The 15,622-nt window shown below is 67.9% G+C and carries 8 protein-coding genes and 1 tRNA gene; 5 read left to right on the top strand and 4 right to left on the bottom strand.

Annotation, left to right across the window (positions count from 1 at the left end; translation table 11 throughout):
- Window positions 1–123: 123 nt before the first annotated feature.
- Window positions 124–465 carry a DUF3817 domain-containing protein gene (locus ACJH71_RS22190; protein ID WP_406760138.1) on the bottom strand — a complete coding sequence of 114 codons (342 nt, stop codon included), beginning with the start codon at window positions 463–465 and terminating at the stop codon, window positions 124–126.
- The gene (locus ACJH71_RS22185; protein WP_406760137.1) at window positions 462–833 is read right to left on the bottom strand and encodes a hypothetical protein; all 372 of its coding nucleotides are present in this window, start codon (window positions 831–833) and stop codon (window positions 462–464) included. The genes ACJH71_RS22190 and ACJH71_RS22185 overlap by 4 nt, the downstream gene beginning before the upstream one ends.
- Window positions 834–916: 83 nt before the next feature.
- On the opposite strand from ACJH71_RS22185, the gene ACJH71_RS22180 reads away from it, so the two are divergent.
- A tRNA-Leu gene (locus ACJH71_RS22180) sits at window positions 917–1,000 on the top strand.
- Between the two features lie 39 nt (window positions 1,001–1,039).
- On the opposite strand, the gene ACJH71_RS22175 is transcribed toward ACJH71_RS22180, so the two are convergent.
- A complete protein-coding gene (locus ACJH71_RS22175; protein WP_406760136.1) occupies window positions 1,040–2,572 on the bottom strand; it encodes a hypothetical protein in 1,533 nt (510 codons plus the stop codon).
- A gap of 415 nt (window positions 2,573–2,987) precedes the next feature.
- Between ACJH71_RS22175 and ACJH71_RS22170 the strand changes: the two genes are divergently transcribed.
- Complete coding sequence (locus ACJH71_RS22170) at window positions 2,988–3,347, top strand: DUF732 domain-containing protein (RefSeq protein WP_406760135.1); 360 nt, start codon at window positions 2,988–2,990, stop codon at window positions 3,345–3,347.
- Window positions 3,348–3,352: 5 nt separating this feature from the next.
- Here the strand turns inward: ACJH71_RS22170 and ACJH71_RS22165 are convergent, their stop codons facing one another.
- Window positions 3,353–4,609 carry a nitrate/nitrite transporter gene (locus ACJH71_RS22165; protein WP_406760134.1) on the bottom strand — a complete coding sequence of 419 codons (1,257 nt, stop codon included), beginning with the start codon at window positions 4,607–4,609 and terminating at the stop codon, window positions 3,353–3,355.
- 118 nt (window positions 4,610–4,727) lie between these two features.
- Here ACJH71_RS22165 and ACJH71_RS22160 point away from each other — a divergent pair, with 118 nt between their 5' ends.
- The 3 genes from ACJH71_RS22160 (at window position 4,728) to ACJH71_RS22150 (ending at window position 15,537) form a co-directional block, all read left to right on the top strand.
- A complete protein-coding gene (locus ACJH71_RS22160; RefSeq protein WP_406760133.1) occupies window positions 4,728–5,450 on the top strand; it encodes a DUF1906 domain-containing protein in 723 nt (240 codons plus the stop codon).
- A gap of 434 nt (window positions 5,451–5,884) precedes the next feature.
- Complete coding sequence (locus ACJH71_RS22155; RefSeq protein WP_406760132.1) at window positions 5,885–15,136, top strand: fatty acid synthase subunit beta domain-containing protein; 9,252 nt, start codon at window positions 5,885–5,887, stop codon at window positions 15,134–15,136.
- An 11-nt stretch (window positions 15,137–15,147) separates the two neighbouring features.
- Window positions 15,148–15,537, top strand: a complete 390-nt coding sequence (locus ACJH71_RS22150; protein WP_406760131.1) for a holo-ACP synthase — start codon at window positions 15,148–15,150, stop codon at window positions 15,535–15,537.
- The last annotated feature ends 85 nt before the right edge of the window (window positions 15,538–15,622 follow it).

The raw sequence follows: 15,622 nt of genomic DNA, 5'->3' as shown, positions 1-15,622 counted from the left end.
CGCCAACGAATGCGGATACCCACTCGGCATGACAACCCCCAGATCAATGGATGTTGCACTGACCGTATGAATCTGCCTGGCCGAGCGTGAAGCCAACTTCACGCTCGGCGCAGGTGCGGGGCCTCAGAGATTGAACTGGGCCTTGATGTTTCGAGTCTGGAAGTGCTCGACGATGATGCCGAGCAGGGGAATGGTGCCGGACAGCAACACCCCGATGGTCTTGCCGAGCGGCCAGCGGACCTTGATCGCGAGGTTGAAAGCGGTCAGCAGGTAGGCGAAGTACACCCAGCCGTGCACCACGGCGATCCAGGTCGGCGGGTTGTCTACCTTGACCACGTAGCGCACCACGATCTCGTAACACAGGGCGATCAGCCAGATACCGGTTGCCCACGCCATCACCCGGTAGGGCAGCAGCGCGCTGCGAATCTTCTCGGCGGGAGCGGCCTGGGCGGGGGAGGAGGTCATGCCGTGTTCCTGTTCTGTCGGGCGTTCTCGGAGAGCTCGGCCAAATAGGCGTTGTACTCCCGCATGGCGGGGTCATCGGTGGGAGCGGCGGCCGGGGGCCGCTCCGGCAGCAGTCCAGCGGGTATCTCGGTCACCGTGTCTTCGGGGTGCAGTTCGGGCGGCTCTTCTTCGTAGCGGACGAATTTGCGGTAGGCGTACACGCAGAACCACGCGAATAGCGGCCACTGCAGCGCGTAGCCGAGATTCTGGAACGTGCCGTTGACCTCTTGGAACCGGCTCCACTGCCACCAGCCCAGCCCCAGGCAGGCGCTGGCGGCGACGATCACCAGCACAACCAGTGCGGGTCTCCGACGCCGTGTAGTGGACACCCCATGACGGTACCGCGCCAGATCCGGAATGCCGTCAGGCCTTCGAAGTGGTGAGTTGCCGGAAAGCTAGACTAGGGACCCTTGCGGGCGTGGTGAAATTGGCATACACGATGGCTTTAGGTGCCATTGCGCGAAAGCGCGTGAGGGTTCGAGTCCCTCCGCCCGCACAAATGTGAACTGGGCTGGCCGGGTGATACCGCGGGCCCTCAGAACCCGAAGCCGTCCCAAATGCTCGAAAGCGAAGTCCAGAAGTCGGTGAGGTCACCCGACAGACCCCCGGTCGGGTCGGCGACGCCGAGCAGGTCGGGCCAGATCTGCAGCGGGTTCAATCCGCCCAGCTCGCTGGGAACAGAGGGCACGTCGACGCCGCTGTCCGGGCCGCCGGTTCCGGCCCAGGGACCCAGGTAGCCCGGGTCGGTCATCAGCCCCGAGTTGACGAGGAGCTCGGACAGGTTCGGGTTGATGCTGTTGAGGTAGTCAACGATCTGCTGTTCGGTGCCCGGGGAGAACGTGAACACCCCGGTCTGCAGACCCGCCACGGTGGCGTCGATCTGGTCTTGTGTCGGCGCGTTCGCCAGACCTGAACTGTTGAGGCTGAGCCACTCGCTGATCAGCGGACTGGGCGGCCCGACGTTTTGGATGGACTGCACCAGGTCCGCCGTGGTGAGACCGAAGGGCGGGGCGAACGGCGACTGGTCGCACAACGCCGGGCACAGCGGGCTGCCGGGGGAGAACGGGTCGAAGTCCACCACGGCCCCTGCGGTCAGAGCTTTCAGGGTCTCGGATACGTCGTCCGGGCCGACCAGCTGGAAGCCGTTCGGATTGACTGGCGCCTCCAGGCTCTGGAGCCACTGCTCGAACGGCCCGAGCGGGTTGAGCTGAACGTTGACTCCCGACCACGGCATCAAGTTCTGCCCGTCGGGTCCGGACGCGGTGCCCGGGGAGCCGAAGCCCGGTTGAGCCTGACTGCCCGGTACCGCGTCGAGCGGGGCGCCCGGCACCGAACCGCCCGGGCCGATTCCCGCTGAGGGGTCCGCGATTCCGGCGGCCGTCGGGTTGGCGGAATCGGCTGCCGTGCTGGGGAACTGATATCCGGTGAGCAGCTGCTGCAACGGCACCTGCAACCAGTGGCTGAATAGCGGCAATTGGTTGTCGGCGTTGGGAAAGTTTGTGAACACCTTCTCGAAGTCGATCAACTTGTCGATCCCGGTGACGCCGGTGATCGGGTCCGTCGGCACCATCGGGGCGCATTGGACGGCGTCGCACGAGGCGCTGACCGGGAGCTCGGCAGCGGCCAGCATGGCGAACTGCTGCCCCAGGCCCGCAGTCCCGTTCGCCAGCAGGGTCGGATCGATCTCCGGTTGGTCGAGGCCTGATACCTGCGGAGCGAACGGAAACAGGTAGTCGAAGATGGCCATGAAGTGCCCCGGGTCGCCGGGGTCCTCGCCCCACAGGTTCGTCGCGCTCGGGGTCCACCAGGTGCCGGTCCAGAAAAAAGAATCAGCCAGCACATCGGTGGCGGCGACTTCATTGGCCGGAACGTTGAAGAAGTCTTGGGCCAGGTTGAAGGGGACGTTGAGCAGGGAGTCGCCGGCCACCAGACGCACCGCCCGCTCGGCCGCCGACATCCCCGCTGACCATGGCTTGATCGGTGCGACCGTAGCCGCGACCACGACGCTCGCCGCGGCCAGCGCCCAGCCAGTCCGCGCACGCCGATGAGAGTGTGGTGCGTTGATCATGTCTTCCCCCGATAGTCAGACCACCCGTGTGGTTCGACCGTCCCCCTTGACGACGCATCAGCCAGGCGTTGCTGCAAAGACGAGCGCGACCTGCTGAAGCGTGAGACGAACGATAGACCGGGTTTCTGATAGGTCCATCCCATCCAGCTAATAAATTCGAGACCGCGGATGTTGGCGCGGGGATGTATGAGAGAAAGTCTATTGAACAGGTATTTCATGCCTCTAATGCGCGGGAAATTGTGCCGTAAACAGCGGACTGTCAGCACCCCTACAGCTAATGCGTGGGCGAAGCGGCTGTAGTGAACGTCGAGGGTCGGTTCATCGGCCGCTCAAGTTCCCTCCTCCGGTGCTCCCGCCGGTGTCAGAATGGACGATGTAGCCGTCCGTGGATTGGTGTAACGCGATGAAGATGTGGATGGCCAGCGCGTTCAGCGTGGCGATGGTCGGGGCCGGAGTTCTTGCGCCATTACCGGTTGCCGCGGCGCAACCTGATGAGGACCAAGTGTTCTTCGACGAACTGCAGCAACAGGGGCTGCACCCCGACTACAGCAAGCAGATCTGCGGCAGTATCAAATGCGAGCCGCTGCGCAATCTGATGGTGCAAGAGGGCCACGCGGTCTGCGTGGCGCTGAGCGACTCGCCCCGGCTGGTGCCCGTCTCGGTCATCGCGAATCTGGAAGTGCCGCCCGACGAAGCGCACGCCATCATCACTGCGGCGCGGGATGCCTATTGCCCACAGCTGCCGGATCCGTATCTACATGTACCGGGGCGCTGAAGCGTTCAGTGCTCGGACACGGCCACCGGGATTGGCGTCTGGCCGAACGCCTCGGAGTTGCGTGCCTTCCGCGCATAGATCACCACGCCGACGGCGGCCACCGCCCAGACGATGTACTGCATCGTCCAGGCGAGCCGGAACGCTGCGAATGAATAGCCTCCGGCCGTCGCGATAACCACCCCCATCGCCTGCATGATGAGCAGGGTGGCGATGAAGCCGCCGGTGTTGACCATGCCTTGCGCGGTGCCCAGCGCGGCCGGCGGGTTGTAGGTGCGGGCGAAGTCAAAGGCCAGCATCGATACCGGTTGGCCCGCCGAGATCACCAGGATCAGTACGACCAACAACCAGTGCGGCGCGGGGTGCGGCAACGCCAACAGCACCGTCCAGGTCACCGCGATCAGCGCCATCATGGTCAGCGCCACGCGCGACCGGTGCCCCGGCCAGCGCCCCGAGATTGTTCCGACCAACAGCCCGACCACGATGAAGGGCAGCACCGACAGCGTCAGCGCCGCACCCGCCATGCCGCGCGAAAGGCCCTGCGCGGTAGTCAGATAGGGCACCCCCCACATCAGCGCGAACACGCCGGGCGAGAACGCGTTGCCCATGTGGGTGAAGAATCCCGCCTTGGTCCCTGGCCGCGACCACACTGTTTTGATCTCACCGAAGGCATCACGGAAGGTTCGCGCGTGTACAGCGGCCGGGGTCCCCGGCGGGGCGTCGCGGGTCACCGCGAGTGTCAGTGCGCCCGCGAACAGGCCCAGTCCGGCCGCTGAGAGATAGGCAGCAGTCCAGCCGCCGTGCAGCAGAATTGCCAGGAACGGCACCGCCGAGAGGAACTGGCCGAACTGGCCGCAGATGCCGGTCAGCTGGGTGAGCAGCGGAACGCGTTCGGGTGCGAACCAATTAGGAAGCAGCCGGATGACCGAGATGAATATGAACGAGTCGCCCAGGCCGATGACGCCGTACGCGCCGACCGCGGTGGGAAGCGAATGGGTCAGCGAGAGCGTGAGTTGGGCGGCCGAGAGCACCGTGACTCCGGTGGTGATCATCGCCCGGGGGCCGAATCGGTCCAACAGCACTCCGGCCGGAATCTGCATGGCGGCGTAGACGATCAACTGCACGATCACGAACGACGACAGGGTGCTCGGGCCGGCGTGGAAGCGATCGGCGGCGTCGAGACCCGAGACTCCGAAGGTGGTCCGGTCCAGGACGGCCACCAAATAGGACAGCAGGCCGGTGCCCCACACGATCCAGGGACGCAATTGCGGCCTACCTTGTCTGTCATTTGCAGGACACCGGCTATGGTCGCACACGATTTCGGCGCGGTTTCCGCCGGTGACCGGCGCAAACCGCGCCGAAGTCTGTCTTAGTCTGTGTCGCGTGGTGATTTCACGGCGTGACGTGTTCAAACTCGCCGCGACGGTGCCCGCGGCGGCCGGGCTCGGTGCCGGGGTCTCGGCGCTGCTCGCCGCGGCAGCCGAGGCGGCGCCGCTGGGGATTCTGCTGGATTATTCGGCAGGGGTCTTGTCGGCCGGCGCGATCAAGGCATCCGGTGCAGCAGGCGCTATCCGCTACGTGTCGGACCGCCGGCCCGGCGCGGAGTGGATGCTCGGCAAGCCTCTGCAGCCGGCCGAGGCGCGTGACCTGCAGGAGAACGGACTCACGCTCGTCTCCTGCTACCAGTTCGGCAAGCAGGCGACCGCAGACTGGCTGGGCGGCCAGGACGCCGGTGTGGACCATGCCAAGCGTGGCGCACAGTTGCACACGGCGGCCGGCGGCCCCGACAGTGCTCCGATCTACGCCTCGATCGACGACAACCCGTCCTACGAGCAGTACAAGGAGCAGGTCGCTCCTTACCTACGGGGATGGCAGTCGGTGATCGGGCCGGAGCGCACCGGCGTCTACGCCAACTCCAAGACCATCGAGTGGGCGCTGCAGGACGGTCTGGGCTCCTGCTTCTGGCAACACAACTACGGTTCACCCGGCGGCATCGCCCATCCGGCCGCCAACTTGCATCAGGTCGAGATCGATCGGCGCACCGTCGGCGGCGTGGGAGTGGACATTAACGAGATCCTGCAGCCGCAGTTCGGGCAGTGGGTCTGACGGCTGTCGGGTCGCCGTCATGCCAGCAAACTGGCGCCGAACGGGGGCGGGAACAGCTGGGATCGCCGCACTCGTTCGAGGTCGGAGCATCAGGCGCCCCCAAAGCCAGTTGGCCTGGCTGATCTAAACATAACGATTCGATAACAATGCAGCCTTGATCTGCGCCGTTATGGCTACTCGACCGTAACCCCACGCATGCAGGACGTTTGTCCCGGATGCTTACGCGTGCCGTGGAGCCCCGTGATAACCGGGGCTGGGTTACCCGAGCGTAGAACTCACCAGTAACCAATTTGCTGCGGAAACGGCACAGGTTCTTATGACACTCTTACGGCTGTAGCGCGGCCGCGAACACGCGAGAACCCGCAGATGGGCCGGTCATTCCGGCAGCCGTCGATGAAGACGTGACATTAACCAGGGCAGGGGAGATACATACCGTGACGATCCACGAACACGACCGGGTTTCCGCAGAGGGGGCAGGCGCGGGGCGGTTCGCCAGTGCCTCGTCGGCTCTCGTGGATCGGTTGACGGCCGGCGAGCCGTACGCGGTCGCCTTCGGCGGACAGGGCAGTGCCTGGTTGGAGTCGCTCGAAGAGCTGGTGTCCTCGGCCGGCATCGAGACGGAGCTGGCCACGTTGGCCGGTGAGGCCGACCTGCTGCTCGAGCCGATCGCCAAGGAACTTGTCGTGGTCCGGCCCATCGGCTTCGAGCCGCTGCAATGGGTGCGGGCGCTGGCCGCTGAAGACCCGATCCCGTCGGCTAAGCAGCTGACCTCGGCCGCCGTGTCGGTGCCGGGCGTGCTGCTGACCCAGATGGCGGCGATGCGGGCGCTGGAGCGTCAGGGCCTGGATCTTTCGGCCACCCCGCCCGTCGCCGCGGCCGGGCACTCGCAGGGCATCCTGGGCGTCGAGGCGCTGAAGGCCGGCGGCGCGACCGACGTGCAGTTGCTCGCGATCGCCCAGCTGTTGGGCGCCGTCGGAACGCTGGTGGCCCGCCGCCGGGGCATCTCGGTACTGGGTGACCGTCCTCCGATGGTGGCGATCAGCAATGTCGACCCGGAGCGGATCCGGCAACTGTTGGACGAGTTCGCCCAGGACGTGCGCACTGTGCTTCCGCCGGTGCTGTCGATCCGCAATGGTCGCCGTGCGGTGGTCATCACCGGAACCCCCGAACAGCTGTCCCGTTTCGAGCTGTACTGCGAGCAGATCGCCGAGAAGGAGGCCGCCGAGCGCAAGAACAAGCTGCGTGGCGGCGCGGTCTTCGCTCCGGTCTTCGAGCCGGTCCAGGTCGAGGTCGGTTTCCACTCGCCGCGGCTGTCCGATGGCATCGAGATCGTGGCGCAGTGGGCCGCCAAGGTGGGCCTCGATGTCGAGTTGACCCGCCAGCTGGCCGACTCGATCCTGGTGGGTGAGGTCGACTGGGTCGACGAGGTCACCACGCTGCACGACGCGGGTGCCCGCTGGATTCTGGATCTGGGACCCGGCGACATCCTGACCCGGCTGACCGCGCCGGTGATCCGCGGCCTGGGCATCGGGATCGTGCCGGTGGCCACCCGTGGTGGTCAGCGCAACCTGTTCACCATCGGCGCCGTCCCGGAGGTCGCTCGGCCCTGGACGAGCTACGCCCCGTCGGTGGTCACGCTGCCCGACGGCCGGGTCAAGCTCGACACCAAGTTCACCCGGCTGACCGGCCGCTCGCCGATCCTGCTGGCCGGCATGACGCCGACCACCGTCGACGCCAAGATCGTCGCCGCGGCCGCCAACGCCGGACACTGGTCTGAGCTGGCCGGCGGTGGCCAGGTCACCGAGGAGATCTTCAACGACCGGGTTGCGGAGCTCACGACGCTGCTCGAGCCGGGTCGTACCGTCCAGTTCAACTCGCTGTTCCTGGACCCCTACCTGTGGAAGTTGCAGGTCGGCGGAAAGCGGTTGGTGCAGAAGGCGCGTCAGTCCGGCGCCCCGTTCGACGGGCTGGTGATCAGTGCCGGCATTCCCGAGCTGGAAGAGGCCGTTGAGCTGATCGCCGAGCTCAATGAATCCGGAATCAGCCACGTGGTGTTCAAGCCCGGCACCGTCGAACAGATCCGGTCGGTGATCCGCATCGCCGCCGAGGTTCCCACCACGCCGGTGATCGCCCACGTCGAGGGCGGCCGCGCCGGCGGTCACCACTCCTGGGAGGACCTCGACGACCTGTTGTTGGCGACCTACTCCGAGCTGCGTTCGCAGCCCAACATCACGCTGTGCGTCGGCGGTGGCATCGGCACCCCCGAGCAAGCTGCCGAGTACCTGTCGGGTCGGTGGTCGCAGCAGCACGGCTTCCCGCTGATGCCCGTGGACGGCATCCTGGTCGGTACCGCGGCGATGGCCACCCTGGAGGCCACCACGTCGCCGGCAGTGAAGCAGATGCTGGTCGACACCACGGGCACCGACCACTGGATCGGCGCAGGAAAAGCGCAGGGCGGCATGGCTTCCTCGCGCAGCCAGCTCGGCGCCGACATCCACGAGATCGACAACGTCGCCTCACGTTGCGGCCGGCTGCTCGACGAGGTCGCCGGTGACGGCGAGGCCGTCGCAGCACGTCGCGACGAGATCATCGCCGCGCTTGCCGACACCGCCAAGCCCTATTTCGGTGATGTCACTGAGATGACGTACGCCCAGTGGCTGCGCCGCTATGTGGAACTGGCCATCGGTGCGGGCGACTCGACCGCGGACACCGCCTCACCGGACAGCCCGTGGCTGGCCGACACCTGGCGGGAGCGGTTCGGTTCGATGCTGCAGCGCGCCGAAGCGCGGCTCAACGAACTCGAGTCCGGCCCGATCGAGACACTGTTCACCGATTCGGAAGGGGCACAGTCAATCCTGGAGCGCCCCGAAGAGGCCATCTCGGCTCTGCTGGCTCGCTACCCGGAAGCCGAGACGGTTCGCCTGCACCCGGCCGACGCGCCGTTCTTCACCCAGCTCTGCAAGACGCCGGGCAAGCCGGTCAACTTCGTGCCGGTGATCGACAAGGATGTGCGCCGTTGGTGGCGCAGCGACTCGCTGTGGCAGGCGCACGACGCCCGCTACACCGCCGAGCAGGTCTGCATCATTCCGGGCATCACCGCCGTCGCCGGTATCACCCGGGTCGACGAGCCGGTCGGTGAGCTGCTGGACCGCTTCGAGCAGAAGGCAGTCGACCAGGTGCTCGCCACCGGTGTGGAACCCATCCCGGTCTCAGCGCGCCGTCAGGGCCGTACCGACGTCGCCGGCCCGCTGGCCGTGCTGCTTGACGCCCCCGACGTGCTGTGGGCCGGTCGCACCGCCACCAACCCCGTGCACCGGATTGCCGACCCCGCCGAGTGGCAGGTGCACGAGAACCGCACCGCCACCCACCCGTCGACCGGGGCTCGCCTGGAGGTCGCCTCAGAGTCCAACGTGGTGCTCAGCGTGCCGCTGTCCGGTGTCTGGATCAACATTCGTTTCACCGTCCCGGCAGCGGTCGTCGATGGAGCCACCCCGCTGGTGTCCACCGAGGACGCCGCAGCCGCCATGCGCGCGGTGCTGGCCATCGCCGCCGGCGTCGACGGCCCGGAGGCCCTGCCGCCGGTGCACGAGGGGACGGCCACCGTCACCGTGGCGTGGAACCCCGAGCAGGTCGCCGATCACACCGGAGTGACCGCAACGTTCGGCGCACCGCTGGCGCCGGGACTGTCTACGGTGCCCGACGCACTGGTCGGGCGGTGCTGGCCGGCGGTGTTCGCCGCCATCGGCTCCGCGACCACCGACGCCGGGTTCCCGGTTGTCGAGGGCCTACTGTCCCTGGTGCACTTGGACCACGCGGCGCATCTGCTTGCCGCGCTGCCCGCGCAACCGGCTGAATTGACCGTCACCGCAACGGCGTTGGCGGCCACCGACACCGAGGTCGGCCGCGTCGTCCCGGTGTCCGTCACGGTTGCCGCCGCCGATGGCACCGTGCTGGCCACCCTGGAGGAGCGCTTCGCGATCCGCGGGCGCACCGGCGCCGCGGAACTGACCGACCCGGTGCGGGCCGGCGGCGCGGTCTCCGACAACGCCACCGACACTCCGCGCCGCCGTCGGCGCGACGTCACCGTGACCGCGCCGGTGGACATGCGGCCGTTCGCGGCGGTCTCCGGCGACTACAACCCGATTCACACCGACCGGGCCGCGGCGCTGCTGGCCGGCCTGGAATCGCCCATCGTGCATGGCATGTGGCTCTCGGCCGCGGCGCAGCACGTGGTGACCGCCACCGACGGCCAGGCTCGCCCACCGGCGCGGCTGGTGGGCTGGACCGCGCGCTTCCTCGGCATGGTCAAGCCCGGCGATGACGTCGACTTCCGCGTGGACCGGGTCGGAATCGACCTGGGCGCAGAGGTTCTGGAAGTCAGCGCACGGATCGGCTCGGACCTGGTGATGTCGGCGACCGCCCGGCTGACCGCCCCCAAGACCGTCTACGCGTTCCCCGGTCAGGGCATCCAGCACAAGGGCATGGGTATGGACGTGCGGGCCCGGTCTAAGGCCGCCCGCAAGGTCTGGGACTCCGCGGACGCCTTCACCCGCGACACCCTGGGCTTCTCGGTGCTGCACGTGGTGCGCGACAACCCGACCAGCCTGATCGCCTCCGGCGTGCACTACCAGCACCCCGAGGGTGTGCTGTATCTGACGCAGTTCACCCAGGTGGCGATGGCCACTGTGGCCGCCGCGCAGGTTGCCGAGATGCGCGAGCAGGGTGCCTTCGTCGAGGGCGCGATCGCCTGCGGTCACTCCGTCGGCGAGTACACCGCGCTGGCGTGTGTCAGTGACGTCTACCAGCTGGAGGCGTTGCTGGAGGTGGTGTTCCACCGTGGCTCCAAGATGCACGACATCGTGCCGCGTGACGCCATGGGGCGGTCGAACTACCGCCTGGCCGCCATCCGGCCATCGCAGATCGACCTCGACGACGCCGACGTCACCGCGTTTGTCGCCGAGATCGCCGAGCGCACCGGGGAATTTCTGCAGATCGTCAACTTCAACCTGCGCGGCTCGCAGTACGCGATCGCCGGCACGGTGGCCGGCCTGGAGGCGCTGGAGGCCGAGGTTGAGCGGCGCCGTGAGATCTCCGGTGGCAAGCGGTCATTCATCTTGGTGCCCGGGATCGACGTGCCGTTCCACTCCGAGGTGCTCCGCATCGGCGTCGATGACTTCCGGCGTTCGCTGGAGCGGGTCATGCCTCGCGACACCGACCCCGAGCTGATCGTCGGACGCTACATCCCCAACCTGGTGCCCAAGCCGTTCACCTTGGATCGAGAGTTCGTCCAAGAGATTCGTGACCTGGTGCCGGCCGAGCCGCTCGACGAGATCCTGGCCGACTACGACACCTGGCGTAACGAGAAGCCGAGCGAGCTGTGCCGCAAGATCGTGATCGAGTTGCTGGCCTGGCAGTTCGCCAGCCCGGTGCGCTGGATCGAGACCCAGGACCTGCTGTTCATCGAGCAGGCGGCCGGTGGGTTGGGCGTGGAGCGGTTTGTCGAGATCGGTGTGAAGACCGCTCCGACGGTCGCCGGGCTGGCCACGAACACGCTCAAGCTGCCCGAGTACGCCCACAGCACCGTGGAAGTGCTCAACGCCGAGCGGGACGCAGCGGTGCTGTTCGCCACCGATGAGGACCCCGAGCCGGAGCCGGAGGAGGACGAGGCCCCGGCTGAGGCTTCCGCGGAAGGCGCCCCGGCCGAGGCGACCGCCCCGGCGCCCGCCGCGCCGGCTGTGCCTTCAGCTCCGTCGGGTGCCCCGCGCCCCGACGACATCGCGTTCGACGCCGCCGATGCCACCTGCGCGTTGATCGCGCTGAGCGCCAAGATGCGCATCGACCAGATCGAGGCGCTGGACTCCATCGAGTCCATCACCGATGGTGCGTCCTCGCGGCGTAACCAGCTGCTGGTGGACCTGGGTTCGGAGCTGAACCTGGGCGCCATCGACGGCGCTGCCGAGGCCGACCTGTCCGGGCTGAAGTCGCAGGTGACCAAGCTGGCGCGCACCTACAAGCCCTACGGCCCGGTGCTGACCGACGCGATCAACGACCAGCTCCGCACCGTTCTCGGACCGTCCGGCAAGCGGCCCGGCGCCATTGCCGAGCGGGTCAAGAAGGCTTGGGAGCTCGGTGACGGCTGGGCCAAGCACGTCACCGTCGAGGTGGCGTTGGGGACCCGCGAAGGCACCAGTGTCCGGGGCGGCGCCCTGGGCGGGCTGCACGAGGGTGCGCTCGCCGACGGCGCGGCTGTCGACAAGGTCATCGATGCGGCCATTCAGGCCGTCGCCGCGCGCCGCGGCGTCGCGGTGAGTCTGCCGTCGGCAGGCGGTGGCGGGGGTGCGACGGTGGATGCTGCCGCGCTCGGCGAGTTCACCAGTGCGATCACCGGACGCGACGGTGTGCTCGCCTCAGCGGCCCGGCTGGTGTTGGGCCAACTCGGGTTCGATGACGCGGTGAGTGCCCAGGCGGGCGCCACCGACAGCGAGCTGATCGACCTGGTGAGCGCCGAATTGGGTTCGGACTGGCCGCGTCTGGTGGCGCCGACGTTCGACGGGCGCAAGGCGGTGCTGTTCGACGACCGTTGGGCCAGTGCCCGTGAAGACCTGGTCAAGCTGTGGCTGGTCGACGAAGGCGACATCGACGCCGACTGGCCTCGTCTCGCCGAGCGATTCGAGGGTGCCGGCCACGTGGTCGCCACCCAGGCGTCCTGGTGGCAGGCCCGGTCGCTGGCCTCCGGCCGGCAGATTCACGGCTCGTTGTACGCCCGGATCGCTGCCGGTGCGGAGAACCCGGGCCGGGGCCGCTACAGCGACGAGGTCGCGGTGGTGACCGGTGCCTCCAAGGGTTCGATCGCGGCGTCGGTGGTCGGGCAGCTGCTCGACGGCGGTGCGACCGTCATCGCCACCACGTCTCGACTCGACGATGAGCGGCTGAGCTTCTACCGCAACCTCTACCGCGACCACGCTCGGTTCGGTGCGGCACTGTGGGTGGTGCCCGCCAACATGGCCTCCTACGCCGACATCGACGCGCTGGTTGAGTGGGTCGGTACCGAGCAGACCGAAAGCCTTGGGCCGCAGTCGATTCACCTCAAGGATGCGCAGACTCCGACGCTGCTGTTCCCGTTCGCGGCTCCGCGAGTCACCGGCGATCTGTCGGAGGCCGGTGCGCGCGCCGAGATGGAGATGAAGGTGCTGCTGTGGGCAGTGCAGCGGCTTATCGGCGGCCTGTCGAAGATCGGCGCCGAACGTGACATCGCCTCCCGGCTGCACGTGGTGCTGCCCGGATCGCCCAACCGCGGCATGTTCGGCGGTGACGGCGCCTACGGCGAAGCCAAGGCTTCGCTGGACGCGCTGGTGTCGCGCTGGAAGGCCGAGTCCTCGTGGGCATCTCGGGTCAGCCTCGCGCACGCCCTGATCGGTTGGACCCGCGGCACCGGGCTGATGGGCCACAACGACGTCATCGTCGATGCGGTCGAGGAGGCCGGTGTCACCACTTACTCGACGGAGCAGATGGCGGCCATGCTGCTCGGCCTGTGCAATGTCGAGTCCAAGGTGGCCGCGGCCAACACGCCGATCGAGGCCGACCTGACCGGTGGCCTGGCCGAGGCGAACCTGGACATGGCCGAACTGGCCGCCCGGGCTCGCGAGGAGATGACGTCCGACGCGGCAGCCGTCGAGGATGCCGAGGATGCCGAGGATGCCGGCAACACCATTGCGGCCCTGCCGAGCCCGCCGCGCGGCCACACCCCGGCACCGCCGCCGGTCTGGGACGACCTCGACGTCGACCCGGCCGATCTGGTGGTCATCGTCGGTGGCGCCGAGCTGGGCCCGCTCGGTTCGTCGCGCACCCGCTTCGAGATGGAGGTTGCCGGCGAGCTGTCGGCCGCCGGGGTGCTGGAGCTGGCTTGGACCACTGGGCTGGTCAAGTGGGAGGACGACCCGACCCCGGGTTGGTATGACACCGCGACCGGTGAGCTGGTCGACGAGGCCGAACTGGTGGAGCGCTACCACGACGCCGTGGTGGAACGAGTCGGTGTGCGCGAGTTCGTCGACGACGGCGCGATCGACCCCGATCACGCCTCGCCGCTGCTGGTCAGTGTGTTCCTGGACAAGGACTTCTCGTTCGTGGTCTCCAGCGAGGCCGACGCGCGGGCGTTCGTCGAGTTCGACCCCGAGCACACCGTGGTGCGTCCGGTGCCGGACTCCTCGGACTGGCAGGTGATCCGCAAGGCGGGCACCGAGATTCGGGTTCCGCGCAAGAGCAAGCTGTCACGCACTGTGGGTGCTCAGATCCCGACCGGGTTCGACCCGACGGTGTGGGGGATCAGCCAGGACATGGCCACCTCCATCGACCGGGTGGCGCTGTGGAACATCGTCGCGACCGTCGATGCCTTCCTGTCGGCGGGCTTCACCCCGACCGAGCTGCTGCGCTGGGTGCACCCGTCGCTGGTGGCCAGCACTCAGGGCACCGGCATGGGCGGCATGACCTCGATGCAGACCATGTACCACGGCAACCTGCTCGGGCGGGCCAAGCCGAACGACATCCTGCAGGAAGTGCTGCCCAATGTCGTTGCCGCACACGTGGTCCAGAGCTACGTCGGGTCCTACGGCTCGATGATCCACCCGGTGGCGGCGTGTGCCACCGCGGCGGTCTCGGTCGAGGAGGGCGTCGACAAGATCCGGCTGGGCAAGGCCGAGCTGGTGGTCACCGGCGGCTACGACGACCTGACCCTGGAGGCCATCATCGGCTTCGGTGACATGGCGGCCACCGCCGACACCGAGATGATGCGGGCCAAGGGCATCAGCGACTCGAAGTTCTCCCGCGCCAACGACCGGCGCCGACTGGGCTTCGTCGAGGCCCAGGGCGGCGGCACCATTTTGCTGGCCCGCGGCGACCTGGCTGCCAAGATGGGCCTGCCGGTCCTGGCGGTGGTGGCCTACGCGCAGAGCTTCGCCGACGGCGTGCACACCTCGATCCCGGCTCCTGGCCTGGGTGCCCTGGGCGCGGGTCGGGGCGGCAAGGACTCGATGCTGGCCCGTTCGCTGGCCAAACTGGGTGTGGGCGCTGACGACATCGCGGTGGTCTCCAAGCACGACACCTCGACGCTGGCGAATGACCCCAACGAGACCGAGCTGCACGAGCGGTTGGCCGACTCGCTGGGCCGCTCCGACGGTGCGCCCCTGTTCGTGATCAGCCAGAAGAGCCTCACCGGGCACGCCAAGGGCGGCGCGGCGGTCTTCCAGATGATGGGCCTGTGCCAGGTGCTGCGGGACGGGGTCATCCCGCCCAACCGCAGCCTGGACTGTGTCGACGACGAGCTGGCGACCGCCGGCCACCTGGTGTGGGTGCGCGAGACGCTGGAGCTGGGGGAGAAGTTCCCGCTCAAGGCCGGGTTGGTCACCAGCCTGGGCTTCGGCCACGTGTCCGGTCTGGTCGCGCTGGTGCACCCGGCGGCCTTCCTGGCTGCGCTGGACCCGAGTCAGCGCGCGACGTACGAGGAGCAGGCCAGCTCCCGGGTGCTGGCCGGCCAGCGGCGCCTCGCCTCGGCGATCGCCGGTGGCACGCCGATGTACGAGCGGCCCGCGGACCGGCGGTTCGACCACGACTCACCGGAGAAGCGCCAGGAGTCGGCGATGCTGCTCAACCCCGCGGCACGGCTCGGCGACGACGACGTCTACATCGGATAGCGTCACTGGTTATGGGCATCGTTGGTGTCGGGATCGACCTGGTGTCGATTCCCGACTTCGCCGAGCAGGTCGACCAACCCGGGACGGTGTTCGCCGAGACGTTCACCCCCGGGGAGCGTCGCGACGCCTCGGACAAGAGTTCGTCGGCGGCGCGGCACCTGGCGGCCCGCTGGGCGGCCAAGGAGGCGGTGATCAAGGCATGGTCGGGGTCGCGGTTCGCCCAGAAACCGGTGTTGCCGGAGGCGATTCACCGCGACATCGAGGTGGTCACCGACACCTGGGGGCGCCCGAAGGTGCGACTCTCCGGTGAGATCGCGCAGCATTTGGCCGAGGTGACGATCCACGTGTCGCTGACTCACGAGGCCGATACCGCCGCGGCCGTCGCCATCCTCGAGATCTGACAACTCTCCCGCGAGCGTGCATTGCTCCTATGTCAAGCGGCGGCTAGGTCGTGGGTTTGTGGTGGGGTGTGATTGTCGGTGAGCA

This window comes from Mycobacterium sp. SMC-15 (assembly GCF_045310925.1).
Classification (GTDB): domain Bacteria; phylum Actinomycetota; class Actinomycetes; order Mycobacteriales; family Mycobacteriaceae; genus Mycobacterium.
The sequence above is the reverse complement of the archived record's forward strand: the minus strand, read 5'-3'. Positions and strand labels throughout refer to the sequence as shown.